We start from the raw sequence: 15,542 nt of genomic DNA, 5'->3' as shown, positions 1-15,542 counted from the left end.
TAAAAAGCGGACCGGCCAGGGCTTGAAATGATGGCCGGTCCGCGGTATTAATGACGTGGAGATATTAATTATATCCCTGGTTCTGTGATAACTGTTTGTTACGGTCGCGCTCCTGCTGCGGAATAGGCATCAGCTCCTTATCCTTGGTCATTTTGTAATCCACGCGCTGGTTGTTGCGCAGGTCTATTTCATTCAGCGCATTCATCACGGTTTCTGCACGGTTATAGCGGCGCAGGTCGTCCCAGCGCTGGCCTTCCTGTGCCAGCTCCAGGCGGCGTTCTTTTTCAATGGCCAGCTGCATGGCTTCTTTAGTGGTAGCGGTTACCCCAGGCAGATTAACACGGGTGCGCACCTTATTCAGCTCAATAGCAGCTTCCGGCGTACGGCTTAAAGCATTCAGGGCTTCTGCTTTTAACAGTATAATATCGCCCAGGCGGAACAGGTATTGCCGGTTGGTGCTGGCCCAGCCGTTAGCGCTTTTCCACTTGTAGGCAAATGGCACGCTGCCGCCGCCAATAGCCCAGTATTCATCTGTCCAGCTTACGTTCTCAAACAGGATACTGGCGTTCTTGCGAATAACATCCTTCTCGCTGTCAAAAGCCTTTACCAGATCCTGGGAGGGTGTTACGAATTTGCGCCAGGTATCGCCGCTTACAGAAGGCGGCAACAGCAGCTGCGGGCCAAAATTAGCTTCTGTTCCACCGGTGTACTGTATTTCCATGATGGATTCATCATTGTTATAATGGCTGCCATCAAACAGGAAATTATAATTAATAAGCTGGTAACCGGCCGGGCTGCTGGTTACCGCATTACAGTATTCCAGCACCTTGTTGTAATCACGGTCCGACTTCTGAGCGTATACCTTTGCCAGCAGCGCATTTACGGCGCCTTTGGTGGCGCGTGCCTTATTTACGCTGGCATCATCGGAATAAGAATCCGGCAGGCGGGTTAAAGCAAATTCCAGGTCTTTAATGATCTGCGCATATACTTCCGCATCCGTAGCACGGGCTTTATTGGTTTCGCCGGGATCTGCAGAGGTAGCGGGTTCCAGCACCAGCGGCACGCCGCCAAAAGTTTTCACTAACTGGTAATAGTGGTAAGCGCGCAGAAAAGATGCTTCCCCTAAGATCTGCTCTTTGCGGTTATTGGCGTCCAGCTTGGGATCGGTTATATCCGGCACTTTTTGCAGGATGATGTTGACGCGTGCAATACCGGTATACAGCTGGCTCCAGGCATTAAACAGGCGGCTGTTAACCGGTGTGTAGGTGAGCAGGTCCATCTGGAAAATTTCCGGGTTATCGCCGCCGGCATAATAGTTATCGGATACTACATCCGTAAAATTAATGTTGTCCCATACGTAGTATTCCTGCTGAAAGGCGTCGTAAGCCCCGGTGAGCGCGGCTTCCGCATCGCTGGCAGACTGGTAGGCATTTCCCGTTGTGGCGTCTGAAATGGGCGACAGGTCCACAAATTTGCTGCAGGCGCCCAGGCTCAAAACCAACACACATAATACAATATATCTTGCTTGCATAGTTGTAAGAATTAGAATGAAACATTTAAGCCCACAATCAGGTTACGCGTTTGCGGGTAGGTGCCAAAGTCAACACCCATAGAGGTATTAGCTTCTGTAGCGTTAGTGCTGTTACCCAGGAAATTCACTTCCGGATCAAAACCGGTGTATTTGGTAAAGGTGAACAGGTTTTCACCGGTTATGTATACACGCAGGTTTTTGAGCTTGATCCTGCTCAGCAGATCTGCCGGCAGATCGTAGCTCAGGGTAGCGGATTTCACGCGCATGTAAGAGCCGTTTTCCACATAACGGGTAGAGATGCGGGAGTTATCTGAATTATTAGCCACTGCTTTGGGAATATCTGTTACCTGGCCCGGTGTTTTCCAGCGGCGCAGCACGGCTGTGCTCTGGTTACGCGGGTCTATCATGGATTCTGTTTCTATGCGGGAGGCGTTGAACATATCATTGCCCTGTGAGCCCTGCAGGAATACGCTCAAACGGATGTTCTTATAGCTGAAATTGTTGGTTAACCCGTAAAGGAAATCCGGGTTGGGATCACCAATGATCGTGCGGTCCTCAGCAGCAGGCGTAAATGTTTTTTTACCGGTTTTATCCAGGTACTGCATATTGCCGGTTTCCGGATCCACGCCGGCGGCCACATAACCGTAGAACACGCCCAGGGGCTCGCCTTCACGCGCCAGGCTTACGTTGCCGCGGTTAGATACATTGGCGTTGAAAATATCCTGCCCAACAATGTCTACTACCTTATTGCGGTTAAATGAAATATTGAAATCCGTTTCCCACTGGAACTCACCTACGAAGTTGCGGGAGCTTACCAGGAACTCAAAACCTTTATTCTGGATCTTACCAATGTTCTGGGTAGAGATATCAAAACCGGTTGATTTAGGCACTGGCACATTCAGCAGCAGGTCAGAGGTATTTTTCACATAAGCATCTGCGCTAAAGCTCAGGCGGGAATCCAGCACGGCTACATCTATACCTACGTTATACTGTTCGGTAGCTTCCCATTTCAGGTTCCTGTTCTCGAAAGAAGAAGGTGTGTTACCGGGCAATACCACACCGCCAATGGGATAGTTGCTGCCGCTGCCTACAAGGCCCAGCCATGCATAACGGCTATCGCCCAATTGGTCATTACCTACCTTGCCCCAGCCGGCACGCAGCTTCAGGTCATTGATAGCGGTTACGCCCTTCATAAACTCTTCCTGTGAAATACGCCAGCCTACTGATGCGGATGGGAAATAACCCCAACGGTGCGCAGGCCCGAAAATGGAAGATGCATCTGCGCGGAAGTTAGCCGTCAGCAAATATTTATCAGCATAACCATAGTTGATCCTGCCCAGGAAAGAGGCATTGCTTTTTTCTGATTTGGTATTGTCTGCGCTCACAAAAACAGAACCGGCATTGGTAGTGGGAATGCTGCCACCGGAAAAACCTGTTTTTTCTATAGTGGCGCTTTCCCATTTGGTTTTTTGCGCTACCACACCACCCAAAGCACCAATGGTATGTTTGCCAAAGGTTTTGTTGTAGGAAAGGGTGTTCTCTGCGATCCAGTAGTTCACCAGGTCGGTTGTATTCTTACCCCTGCCCTTTTGCGCACGGCCATAGCTGGTGCGGAAGGGGTCCAGGAAATAATCGTATAGGGAGTTGTTATAATCTACCCCAAAGTTGCTGCGGAACTTCAGCTCCGGCAGCAGGTATATTTCTGCATACACATTACCCAGCAGGCGCTGTTGTTTATAACCGCGGTCCGCACCATCTGTGCTGGCAACGGGGTTTTCCCAGTCCTGGAAAGGGTTGCTGGTAAAAGTACCGTCCGGGTTATAAATGCCTATTACCGGCGGGGTGGCCAGGGTGCCTAACAGCACGCCGCCTCTGTCCACGCCAATGTTATCCGTTACATCCACATCGTGCCAGCGGCTGTAAGCCACGTTGGTACCCATGGTAAGCCAGTTATTTACCTTTTGTTCCAGGTTTACCTTAAAGTTAAAACGGTCCATGGTAGCGGAACGGATAGCACCGTTCTGCTGTACCCAGCCACCGGAAAGGTAATAGGTGGTTTTATCCGTTTTACCGGACATAGACAGCTGGTAGTTCTGAGAAGTGCCTTTGCGGAATATTTCATCCTGCCAGCTGGTGTTCTGGTTGTATTTGTTCCAGTCGGTAATGTAGCCTAATTCGGTCATCAGGTCTTTATACTGGGGGCCGTTCAGCACATCCATTCTTTTCCATACAGAGGAGTAACCGCCGTAGGCATTGAACTCAAACCGGGGATCGCCCGTTTTTCCCCTGCGGGTAGTGATCAATACCACGCCGTTAGCACCGGAAGCGCCGTAGATAGCGGCAGAGGAAGCATCTTTTAATACAGATACGCTTTCAATATCCGATGGGTTCAGTGAGCGGGTATCTGTAGTAGGCACTCCATCTATTACATACAGCGGGTTGCTGCTGCTGCTGATAGAGCTGGTACCGCGTATGCGGATGTTTAACCCGGCAGAGGGCTTACCGGAAGAGGCCAGCACCTGCACGCCGGGCGCTTTGCCCTGCAGCACAGATCCCAGCTGGGTATTGGGACGGGAAGCAAATTCCTTTTCCCCTACCACGGATACGGAACCGGTAATGTCCTTTTTCCGCTGGGTGCCATACCCTACTACTACCACCTCATTCAGCTGCTTGTTCTGATCCTGTAAGGTAATGTTGACGGTGGTTTGGTTGTTCACCGGCACCTCCTGGGCAACAAACCCGATGTAGGAAAATACCAGCACGTCCGATGCAGCTGCCTGGATGCTGAAGTTACCATCCGGCTGGGTAATGGCGCCCTTGCTGGTATTTTTAATTGAGATGGACACACCTGGCAGGGGATTTCCCTGCTGGTCCTGGACATGTCCCTTTATGGCAAGATCCTGTGCGCCGGCATACAGCACCGCCAGCAACAGGAAGGCCATTAAAAGTGTAAACTTCTTTTGCATGTGGATAAACATAAAATGTAATAGAATAACGAATCTTTGGTTTTGTATCTGTTTTGGTTGGATCTCATAAACGTTCGCGGTTCTGATCTCACAACATGGAAAAACTTACGGTAGAACTATTGCTGTAAAGTTATCTGAAAATTAAGTTGAAAACCAAAAATATTTTTTATAACTTGTTGATAATAAAGTTGTTATAATTATTTTGATACGCTTGGCTACCGTAAATTGAAACGGGTGAACGACCCTGATAATCAAGGGCATTCCACCCGTTGCCGGGGGGTAAATTGCAAGAAACTGATACGGATGATTACCTGTCTGAAAAGGGGTTAATCGTATTCCATTACCAGCTTACTCCATCCTTTTTCGTCGGAATTTTGCAGGGTTTTCTTCCTTTCCTCCATAACTTTTTTAATACGGGTGCTGTAAGACCAGCAGGTACTTTGGCGGATGCTGAGGATCTCGGAGAGCTTATGGGAAGATATTTTGCCCTTGGTGGAGTACACCAGGAAGATCATGTAAAAGGCCTTATTGATATCTATACGGGTATTCTGTAAAATGGTATTGGCGGTTACGGATTCCTCGTACCCGCATTTGGCGCAGCGGCGGCTGTATATTAAATGCCCGTTGAAATAATGATCGTGCCCGCATTTCCGGCAGGCATAACCCTGGTTCCATTTCAGCTCTGCCAGGAACTTAAAGCAGCTTTCCTTATCGGGATAGATCTTGCTGAACTCCTCAAAATCCACCGGGGCAGAAAGCACCCTGGCCCGGGATACCTTTTCCACATTGGTTTGCAGCTGCCGGTTATCCTGTTCCAGCAGGTCGTTCATACGGGATATTTCCAGGGACTGCTCCTGCAGCAGCTGATTGGCCTGCTGCAGCTCCTCATTCTGCTGCGCGATCAGCTCTGATTTCTCAAACAGCTCCCGGGTACGCTCCTTTACCTGCGATTCCAGCTCCCGGTTCAGCGTGTCCTTCAGGCGGGCGTTCTCTGTCATCTGGCTAATGATCTGCCGCTGCGCCTTGTCTTTTTTCTTTTTCAGCAGGCGCACCTTATCGCCAATGGCAAAGGACAGGAAGAACATTTCCAGGATAAAGCAAAAGCTCAGGCTGTAATAGCTGATCACCCCAAAGTTCAGCCACTCATACCCCAGCATAATAAAGAACTTGAGCATAAATCCCACGAACAGAAAGCTATAGGCCAGCACAAAAAAACGGGCCGGCCGGTATCCCCGCCTCCATATATAAATGCCGGTACCAAAAGCAACGGCCAGGGGCAGCATTTCTATAAACTTGTAATTGAACCAGCTACGGTTCAGCACCAGGGCTGCCAGGAAGAATAACACGCGCGCGGCAATAATGCCCATGATGATCTTATTCAGCAAGGGCGCCCTTGACCTTACATACAGCAGCTTGCGGGTGAACAGCAGGGCAAAAATGCTCATACAGCAGAGCGGTACGGCAAAGGCATACTGGTTCCAGGCCGGGGAATGCGGCCACAGGTATTGGTAGGCAATACCATCCGTACACATCTCGTACAGCGCTACGCTGAGGTTATACAATACATAGTATAAATACTGGCGCTGCCGTACGGCCAGGAACATGATCAGGTTGTAAAAACTGAAGATCAGGATCATACCATAAAAGATCCCGAAGCTGAAGTATTCGTTGAGGGCGTATCCCACAAATTTGTTAACGGAGCGCAGCACAATGATCACATCTGCTATTTGTGCAGAGCGGATGCGGAAGTAATACACCTGCTCCCCTGCTGTACTGTTATCCAGGTCCAGCTCAAAATTCTTGTGCAGGAACATGCGCTGCTGAAAAGGGTATTGATCGCCCATTTGCAGCTGCCGGAAATGCCCGTCTGTACCCGGCATGTAGGCCGTTAGCTCATCAATGGTCTGGTCAAAGTATTCCAGGATAAAATGCTTTTTTACTGCGGGATCATTTTTTATTTTGATGCGGTACCAGTATACTTTTCCTAACTGATGGTTTTGCGGAGTGCTTTGTTTATTGGGTGTAAAACCGTTAAAGGCCGGGCTGCTAACCTGCTGAATGGTAAGGGCGCCGGATGGATCCTGCAGGTATTCGATCTCTCCAAAAGTAAAAATATGCTGCTCCAGCTCATTGCTGATGGTTACCGGCTGCTGTGCGCGGGCTGGTATTACTACCATCATTAACAGGCATAAGAACAGTATTGTGGAATTGCGCCTAAAAGCGATCTGTAAATATTGGCCCCCCATTCTGGTTCACGAATTACGGGGATAAAGGTAGGGGATATTTAATTAAGGCGCTGTTACTCCACTTTCTCCAGGTAATAGCTATCTACTTCTTTGCGGTCTGCATCCAGCTCCATCAGGCGGTTACCGTTAATGCGGTAGCTGTGGGATGTGCCGTCGCTTTTGCTTTGCAGCAGATAGATCATGTCCTTCCCTTTTTTCACCTGCCAGGTGCCGCTATCTGTAAAGGTATTATCGTTTTCCCGGCAGTGCTGGCTCATTTGGTAAGTGCCGGTATCTGCGCCGCGTGCGCGGGTAAAGGTAAGCTGCACATCAATATCCTGGCAGGTAACGGCATGGATCACGCCCTGCCATTTTTCAGCGGTGTGGAGTGAATCGGTGGCTTTATCTGCAACGGTTGCTTTACCGCATTGTTTGCCGTTGCAGGCCCAGAGGAAGAGGCAGGAGACGTAGAGGAGAACGTTTTTCATGAATTACGAATTGTCAATTACGAATGGATGGAAGCGAAGATAATTATCAATTATTTTAAATTCTTTTTCACTAACGGCAGGCATGTAACAAAAGAGTCCTTACAAGTGTAGTTATCTTTCCCTAAAAACAAGATCAATTTGCTTTTGATAGTACGTTGGCATTCCCGCTTTGCGGGCAGACTGAGAATACTTTGCTTTGCTAATTAAAACGATGCCATCGCCTTGATCACGCCATTCCTGGGATCCAGCCAGCTTTCAAAGTTATCCTTTACGGCATCAAAGCCAACGCGGTGGGTAATGTAAGTAGCTGGTTTTACCAATCCTTTTTTCATGGAGCTTATTACATGCTCAAAATCTTCACGGGTGGCGTTGCGGCTGCTCATAAGGGTTGATTCCCGTTTGTGAAATTCAGGATGGGAAAAGCTGATCTCCCCTTTCTGCAGCCCTACCAGCACATAACGGGCGCCATGGGCCATATATTGAAATGCGTTTTGAATGGCTTTTAAGCTGCCGGTTGCATCTATTACCACCGTAGGCATGTCGCCGTTAGTGATCTGTTTCAGCTGCTCCATTACATCGGCAGAAGTAGCATTTACCGTATGGGCTATCTGCAATTTATCTTTACAGAATGCCAGGCGGTGTTCATTAATATCCATGGCAATTACCTGTGCGCCGGCAATACGGGAAAATTCCATAATGCCCAGGCCAATAGGCCCTGCGCCTACTACCAGCACAAACTCGCCCGGTTGCACGGCGGCCCGGCGTACGCCATGCGCGCCAATGGCCAGCGGCTCTACCAGGGCCAGCTCATCAAAAGAAAGCCCCTGCCCATGTACCAGGGTATGGCTGGGTACAGATAAATACTCCACCATGCCCCCATCCACATGCACACCGCATACTTTCAGGCTGGTGCAGCAATTGGGCTTGCCGGAGCGGCAGGCAATACAGGTACCGCAATTAAAATAAGGTATAAAGGTTACGGCTTCGCCCTTTTCAAACCCGGGTGCACCATCGGCTTCCACTAACTCACCGGATAGCTCATGCCCTAAAATGCGGGGATATTCAAAATAAGGCTGGGTGCCTTCAAATGCATGCAGATCCGTACCGCAAATGCCAATGCGGTTTATTTTGATAATAGCCTGGCCTTTTGTTAGAACCGGTTTTTCCTTTTCTCCGTAGGCAAATTGCCCGGGCGTAGTGCAAATCAGTGTTTTCATGAACGTTTTAAATGTATAAATGACAAGTAACAGGTCAGCGCGAATATACAACGCAAAGATATATTCTTTATATGCACCGGTATACCAAACCAAACCTCCCGTAAAGTCACAAGTAAGAAATAACCGCCATATTGAATAATAGCCCCGGTTAGTTGTATAATTCCATAACTATCCCCGGGAAGCGCTGCTGTAAATTTTAGCAGGACAATTTACCTGTAATGATCCCTTTTCTGCAGAAAATCCACTACCAATAGCCCTTTTGCCGGGTCATCTACCCCGGAATGCCCATCAAACATGAAAAAAGCGCTCGCACTTATTCACACCAAAAGATGTTTTCCACAGCAGAGTTATTCACATATTAGTTGTATACTGAAATACAATTAGTTACGATTTTTTAAAATGTTCCACGTGTAACATTTATCCACATTAAAGATATCCACACCGCTTGTTCATGTCATTTAAAAGTTATCTGACCCTACATTTTAGCTTTATAAATATGTATGCCGGGGAGGTGAAAATGAGAGAAATTGTTTGTTATTTAGGTATCGGGTTACGTGCCCAGCTATACGAAGAACACAAACCAAAATCTTTCTACACTGTTTACAGCATTCCCTTCCAGGAAAATGGTTTAAGGATACAGGTATGTTATACCTGTATTACATAACCACTATTATTCAATAAAATGTTGCAACTATGAAAAAAAATTTCCTGCTATTGCTGAGCGGTGCCAGCCTGTTACTTTCCCTTGCAGTATGGGCACAGCAAAAGGGTACGGCTGCTTTAAAACAAACGGCTGTCACGGACATACAGTCACAATACGACTTCTATAAAAAAACCGAGCTGCAAATATGGAATTATGCAGAAGTAGGTTACAAAGAATATAAAAGCACTGCCTTGCTGCAGCAAACACTGAAAGACAATGGCTTTAGTGTAGATACCGGCGTAGCAGGCATTCCCACCGCTTTTGTAGCCACCTATGGCAGCGGTAAACCGGTAATCGGTATCCTGGCGGAGTATGATGCGCTGCCCGGCCTGTCGCAGGAAGCAGTACCGGAAAAACAGCCTAAAAGCGGCATGATCGCCGGGCATGGCTGCGGGCATCATTTATTTGGCGTGGCCTCCATAGCTGCCGGCATAGAACTGAAAAAACTGATAGCCGGTGGTAAGCTAAAAGGCACGGTTAAAGTATATGGCTGCCCGGCCGAAGAAGGCGGCTCCGGCAAAGTATATATGGTGCGTGCCGGTTTGTTTAAGGACGTGGATGCCGTAATTCACTGGCATCCGGGCGACAATAACGGAGTAATGACGGGCAGCACCATGGCTAACATCAGCGCCAAATTCCGCTTTCATGGCCTCTCCGCCCATGCAGCAGGCGCGCCGGAAAAGGGCCGTTCTGCACTGGATGGTGTAGAAGCTATGGATAACATGGTGAATATGATGCGAGAACACATCCCCTCCTCTACCCGCATCCATTACGTAATTACCAACGGCGGCAAGGCCCCTAACGTGGTGCCTGATTTTGCAGAAGTATATTATTATGTGCGCAACGTGGACCGGGATATTGTGCGCAGTGTTTTTGACAGAGTGGTGAATGCCGCCAGGGGCGCAGCTTTGGGCACTGATACCAAAGTGGAATACGAAATTACCGGCGGCGTATATGACCTGCTGCCTAACCAGACGCTGATAACAGCCATGTATAACAACCTGCAACAGGTGGGCGGCGTAAATTACACACCCGAAGAAATAACGTTTGGGAAAAAGATACAAACCAGCTTTACCTATAAAGTGCCGGCAATAAGTGAGGCTGCTACCATAGATACCCTGCAATCCGGGGGCAAAGGCGATATCAGCGGATCTACAGACGTGGCAGATGTAAGCTGGAATGTGCCTACCGTAGGGTTAAGCGCAGCTACCTGGGTGCCCGGCACACCGGCGCATAGCTGGCAGGCGGTAGCCAGCGGCGGAACCGACATTGGCGCCAAAGGTATGATGGTGGCGGCTAAAACCATGGCCTTGACGGGCATAGACCTGCTCTCTGATCCGGTACTGATACAAAAAGCCACACAGGAATACCAGAAAGTAAGAGGCGCAGATTTCCAGTATAAAGCCCTGCTGGGGGATAGGAAGCCGGCGCTGAATTATAGAGATGCGAGTGAGTAATTACGAATTGGGTAGTGCGAAATATAAAGTGCTGCGCTAATGATTGTAGTAGAGACACTTTAATCGGCTCCGGCTGTTTTATTTGCAATTAAAATATTAGATTGTGCACATTCTTTCTTTATTCTTCCTAAGCTTAAAACCATCGTTATGAACAACAGCAGAAGGTCTTTTATTCAGCAGGTGGCATTAATGACCGCCGGCTTAGCCCTCCCCTCTTCCATATTCAGCTGTAAACCCGCCACAGAGGCTAGTGGCCGCAAATTAGGCATACAGCTTTATACGCTGCGCGATCAGCTGACCAAAGATGTAAAAGATACCATAGCAAAGGTAGCCCAGGCGGGATATGAACAAGTAGAAACCTATTTCGGGTATAACGGTCCCGGTTCTACGTTCTGGGGATTAACAACCGATCAGCTGAAAGCCCTGCTGAAAGAGCATAACCTTACTACGCCCAGCGGGCATTACCAGCTTAGTGATTATTTAACCCTGGGCAATGGGAAAGATGAAGCGCTGAAAGCGCAGGCCGACCTGGCCGCAGCCCTGGGGCAGGAGTATTTCACCATACCCGTTCCACCCATGGACCTCATAGCTAAATACCCTGTGCCGGCAGATGATTATAAATTTGTAGCCGCACAACTGAATAAGGCCGGCGAGCTGTTAAAAAAATCAAACATAAAAGTAGCGTACCATAACCACTTCTGGGAGTTCCGTAAACTGGCTGATGGAAAGTCTACTGCATATGATATACTCCTGAATGAAACAGATCCCGCGCTGGTACATTTTGAACTGGACCTGTTCTGGGCTAAAAAAGCCGGGCAGGACCCGGTTCAGCTTTTTGAAAAAGCGCCCGGCCGTTTTCCTATGTGGCATGTGAAAGACATGAGCAAGGATGCCCCGCAGCCCGTGGCAGATACCGGCACCATAGACCTTAGCAAAATTACCAATGATATTAAGTTTGCAGAAGTAGGTACCGGCACCATTGATTTCAAAGCTATTTTTGCAAAAGCTAAAACCGCCGGTGTACAATACTTTTTTGTTGAGCAGGACCAGATCACTATTGATCCTTTCGTGAGTATTAAGCAAAGCGCAGACTATGTGAAAAAGAACCTGTTCTAAACATTACTGCCTCAAAATAGTATAGCCGTCCCGGTAAATACCGGGGCGGCTTTTTATTATAAAAAAACGGAAGTATATTAGCTCCCACAATTACAGAGGACAATATATTACCGGAACGAGGGTACGCTTTTGATGTTTGTTATACACCGGGATCTTTTATACTGTTAACTTATTTCTAACCAATAAAAAACTATTGCTTTCCCATGCCACAAAAAGGCCTTACTAAAACAAGATGGACTATTGACGACGCCTGTATAACCATATATCCCTACCGCGTATTTCTTATTTTCAGTATAGTGTTAGGCGTTCTTTTTGGCGGATTGCTTTTCCTGTTCATAACTATAGAACGCAGCAGCGCCAATACTATGGGGTCTGTTGCGCTTTTGCTGGCGGCTATTGTGATCCTGTTCCTTGCCTATTCAAGAACACAGATCATTTTTGACAGGGCTACCGGTAACATGCAGCAAAAACTGCTGGGACTGATCCCCATCAGAACCATTCCTTTTGACCGCTTACATGGCGTAAATACGGTAACACAACAGTACGGCGGTTTTAACTTCAGGATATTTCCCAAAAATAATAAATACGGAAAAGGCATTACTATTTCATCCGGCTACGGAAAAGAAACAGACCCTAACGCGGTTGCATTCAGCCAGGAAGTAATACCCCTGATCCATGAATACATAGCGCAGTATGCACCCCTAACGGAACATACTAACAGCAACATTACAGCTTACCAGTATTTTAACGAAAGTGCAGGTGTTTATACACTTAAAAATAAAAAGGCCGGCACTATCATCATAGGTATTGTGCTTTTAGCGTTAGGCATTCATGAGTGCACCGGCAGCGCCTGGATCCAAACCAACGGCACTACCGGCAGAATAATATTCCTCCTTTGCTGCTTTGGCTTAGGCCTGATATTCCTGCTGGCGGCTTTTACACGTATCATATTAAATCCCACTGCCCGTACCATTGAAAGAATAAGCCCTATAGGTATTGGCAATAAAAAATATGCTTTCAGTGATTTCTCAGGATTCCGTACCGTACGTAAGTCTTACAACATGGTATACGCAGGTACTGAAGTGCAGATGTATTTTACACCGCCTAATATAAAACAGCCTAATGTAATGGTGGTATCAACCATCCGGCAAAGCAGGAAAATTGAGCGTTTTATTGAAGAGATTAAAAGTATAATGGAAAAATAGGTATTGCTTTGTGCAGCAGTAACTAAACAGGGGCACCGGCATATTTCTCTACTATAGCCAGCAGCTCATCGCGGTGAAATGGTTTTTCCATAAAGGCATCTGCACCGGCCTGCCGGGCGGCCCTGCTTAAACCAGGGGTAGCGGAGATCATTATTACAGGAATATGCCGGGTGCTTTCCTGGCTTTTAAGATGGCGGCAAAGATCCAACCCGTCATAACCAACCAGCTGTTTATCCAGCAAAAAGATAACAGGACATACAAACCGGTTCTTCATGATCTGTTCCCCATCAGGGACCAAATCGGTAGCATAACCGGCCTTTTCAAGTATTAACTTGTAAATATCCTGAATGCCCGGATCATCATCTGTTATCATTATTGTTTTCTTCATGCCCTATTAACTAAGGGAATAGCTGCAAATGACATACCACATAAAACCGCTATAACGCGCCCCTAAAGGTGTGTATACATGGTGGTATATTGAGGAACCTATTTCACACGTAACACTACATGCCTGATATTTTTTCTATCAGCCGTATAGGTTATGTGTAACAGCCCATCCGGTGTTTGAATAATGGCGGGATAACTAAACTCTCCTTTTTGCTGATCTTCCAATGCATAGATGTCTTTCCAGTGCCGCCCGTCTGAAGAGAGGGCTACGTTTAATTTGCTGCGGCCTTCAAACCACTCTTTGCCTGCGCTAAGCGGATTGTACACCAGCACCTGCAGCCCATTGCGCAGGGTTACGGCATCCGTGCCGGAATTAGGGTTGGGCAGGTCTGTTTTGGATAAGGGGCCCCAGGTAACTCCCTGGTCGCCGGACCAGCATTGCACCACATAGTTCTGCCGGCTCCTGCACAACAGCTGCAAACTATCGCCCTTATGAAATAAAATGCTGGGCTGTATTACGCCAAAGGTATCGTTGTTAACGGGCAGGTATTGCCAGTGCTGCGCCTCTGCATCTGACTTTTCCAGGTGAATATGCCACTGTTTTTCATCTTTACTTTCTGTGCTGGAAGGATATAAAATATCGCCATTGGCCAGCTGCACCGGCTTGTTCTTAATAGGCCCCAGCAGGCTATCCCGGAGCTTTTGCGCGGCCGACCAATGTTTGCCGTCATCGCTGGAAGTACGCATTACACCCCACCACTCGCGGGGCGATTTACCTATTTTATAGAACAGCAGTAAGCGGCCAGCCCTTGTGCGGAACAGTACCGGGTTCCAGCAGGGATAACGCAGGGTATCATTGATCACGCCGTCGGCTACACGCCGGGGTGCGCTCCACTGCCCATCCTCATAAGTGGAGGTGTAAATACATACATCCGGGGCGCTTTCCCGCGAACCGCCAAACCAGGCTGCCATTAAGCGGTTATTTGATAATGCCGTAATGGTGGATGCATGGCAGGCTGCAAAGGGCGGGTTTTGCATGATCAGCTCATTCTTAACTAAAGTAACGCGCAGCTTTTGCGCATGGGTTTGTGTGCAACACAACAACAGGAAAATGTAAAGGGAGTATCTCACGTATGTAAATATACGTTTTCAGGAAAGTAAATGTTCATTGTCTTTCAGCTGCACACCAGATAGCTGCAGGCGTACCGCTTCACGCAGCAAATAAAAGGTTTTGGCCGCGGCTGCTTCATAAGATAAGCCTGCTTCCCGGATATTGGAAATACAGTTTCGCGCCTCATCTGTTAACCCCACTTTGGGGCGGTAGGTAAGGTACATGCCCAGGCTGTCCGGTGAGCTTAAACCCGGCCTTTCCCCGATGAGCATAATGGCGGCCTTTGCCTGTAATAAAGCGGCTACTTCATCGCCCACTGCTACCCTGCCCTGCTGTACCAGGCAAATGGCGCCAATGCTCATACCAGCGCCCTGTATCAAAGGAATCAGCTGCTGCAGTAAAGGCACTGCATGTTTGTTCACCGCAGTGGCAGATAAACCATCTGCAATAATAATGGCTACATCACTGTTGGCTGCCGTTAATAATTGCGCGGAGCTTTCATTCAGCTTACGCCCTTTATCCGGGCGCTGCAGGTACTCATGCCGGTCGGTTGCACTGCTGTGCAGTATGTGTACAGGTAGCTGGAATGTGCTTAGCTGATCCTGCAAGGTTTTTACATCTGCTAAGGAATATACGGCATCCCGCGCATGGGCATGCGCCATGCGGAATTGCAATACTTCCTTTAACGGAATGGCAGTACCGGTTCTGCCCAGCGCTATGCGCGCGGGGGTGAAGGATTTTAGCTGTATCCAGGGATCGGGCATAAACGATGAATTAATTGACCCAAAAGCCCGTCATTGCGAGGAGCAGGGGGATTTTGCTTCGTCGCGCCTCCCGCTTTTTCCACCCTGCTTCTCGCAATGACGCGCATAATTACTTCAAATTCTCTAATAGTCTGTGCGTATGTACGGGCAGCTGATTCCCCCGTGCATCCATAATGCCCTGCTGCAATAGCCATTGCTCAAATTCAGGAGCCGGTCGCAAACCCAGCACCTTACGCACATACAGCGCATCATGAAAAGATGTGGACTGGTAATTGAGCATAATATCATCTGCACCGGGTATGACCATTATGTAGTTACAACCTGCCACGCACAGCAGTGTTAGCAGGTTATCCATATCGACCTGGTCCGCTT

Annotated in this window: 12 protein-coding genes; 3 read left to right on the top strand and 9 right to left on the bottom strand. The window is 48.1% G+C overall.

The window, feature by feature from the left end; genetic code table 11:
- Positions 1 to 64: 64 nt before the first annotated feature.
- The 5 genes from KVT36_RS27970 to KVT36_RS27950 form a co-directional block, all read right to left on the bottom strand.
- Positions 65 to 1,531 carry a RagB/SusD family nutrient uptake outer membrane protein gene (locus KVT36_RS27970; protein ID WP_217606741.1) on the bottom strand — a complete coding sequence of 489 codons (1,467 nt, stop codon included), beginning with the start codon at positions 1,529 to 1,531 and terminating at the stop codon, positions 65 to 67.
- Between the two features lie 11 nt (positions 1,532 to 1,542).
- Positions 1,543 to 4,497, bottom strand: a complete 2,955-nt coding sequence (locus KVT36_RS27965; protein WP_217606740.1) for a TonB-dependent receptor — start codon at positions 4,495 to 4,497, stop codon at positions 1,543 to 1,545.
- Between the two features lie 326 nt (positions 4,498 to 4,823).
- Complete coding sequence (locus KVT36_RS27960; protein WP_254640232.1) at positions 4,824 to 6,677, bottom strand: 7TM diverse intracellular signaling domain-containing protein; 1,854 nt, start codon at positions 6,675 to 6,677, stop codon at positions 4,824 to 4,826.
- Positions 6,678 to 6,796: 119 nt separating this feature from the next.
- Positions 6,797 to 7,210 carry a copper resistance protein NlpE N-terminal domain-containing protein gene (locus tag KVT36_RS27955; RefSeq protein ID WP_217606738.1) on the bottom strand — a complete coding sequence of 138 codons (414 nt, stop codon included), beginning with the start codon at positions 7,208 to 7,210 and terminating at the stop codon, positions 6,797 to 6,799.
- Between the two features lie 203 nt (positions 7,211 to 7,413).
- Positions 7,414 to 8,427 (bottom strand): zinc-binding alcohol dehydrogenase family protein, encoded by a 1,014-nt coding sequence (locus tag KVT36_RS27950; protein ID WP_217606737.1) that lies wholly within the window; start codon positions 8,425 to 8,427, stop codon positions 7,414 to 7,416.
- A gap of 693 nt (positions 8,428 to 9,120) precedes the next feature.
- On the opposite strand from KVT36_RS27950, the gene KVT36_RS27945 reads away from it, so the two are divergent.
- The 3 genes from KVT36_RS27945 to KVT36_RS27935 all read left to right on the top strand — a co-directional run bounded on the left by KVT36_RS27945 (position 9,121) and on the right by KVT36_RS27935 (position 12,908).
- Positions 9,121 to 10,587, top strand: a complete 1,467-nt coding sequence (locus KVT36_RS27945) for a M20 family metallopeptidase (protein WP_217606736.1) — start codon at positions 9,121 to 9,123, stop codon at positions 10,585 to 10,587.
- Between the two features lie 147 nt (positions 10,588 to 10,734).
- Positions 10,735 to 11,703, top strand: coding sequence for a sugar phosphate isomerase/epimerase (locus KVT36_RS27940; RefSeq protein WP_217606735.1), 969 nt, complete (start codon positions 10,735 to 10,737; stop codon positions 11,701 to 11,703).
- A gap of 203 nt (positions 11,704 to 11,906) precedes the next feature.
- Positions 11,907 to 12,908, top strand: coding sequence for a hypothetical protein (locus KVT36_RS27935; RefSeq protein ID WP_217606734.1), 1,002 nt, complete (start codon positions 11,907 to 11,909; stop codon positions 12,906 to 12,908).
- Positions 12,909 to 12,930: 22 nt separating this feature from the next.
- Here KVT36_RS27935 and KVT36_RS27930 read toward each other — a convergent pair whose 3' ends face one another.
- The 4 genes from KVT36_RS27930 to eutB form a co-directional block, all read right to left on the bottom strand.
- A complete protein-coding gene (locus tag KVT36_RS27930; RefSeq protein ID WP_217606733.1) occupies positions 12,931 to 13,296 on the bottom strand; it encodes a PleD family two-component system response regulator in 366 nt (121 codons plus the stop codon).
- A 98-nt stretch (positions 13,297 to 13,394) separates the two neighbouring features.
- A complete protein-coding gene (locus KVT36_RS27925) occupies positions 13,395 to 14,426 on the bottom strand; it encodes an exo-alpha-sialidase (protein ID WP_368670055.1) in 1,032 nt (343 codons plus the stop codon).
- A gap of 18 nt (positions 14,427 to 14,444) precedes the next feature.
- Positions 14,445 to 15,170, bottom strand: coding sequence for an ethanolamine ammonia-lyase subunit EutC (gene eutC, locus KVT36_RS27920; protein ID WP_217606732.1), 726 nt, complete (start codon positions 15,168 to 15,170; stop codon positions 14,445 to 14,447).
- 109 nt (positions 15,171 to 15,279) lie between these two features.
- Positions 15,280 to 15,542 (bottom strand): ethanolamine ammonia-lyase subunit EutB (gene eutB, locus KVT36_RS27915; protein WP_217606731.1); only part of this gene is annotated, 263 nt, incomplete at its 5' end.

It is taken from the genome of Chitinophaga sp. GbtcB8, assembly GCF_019091455.1.
Lineage (GTDB): Bacteria > Bacteroidota > Bacteroidia > Chitinophagales > Chitinophagaceae > Chitinophaga.
The sequence above is the reverse complement of the archived record's forward strand: the minus strand, read 5'-3'. Positions and strand labels throughout refer to the sequence as shown.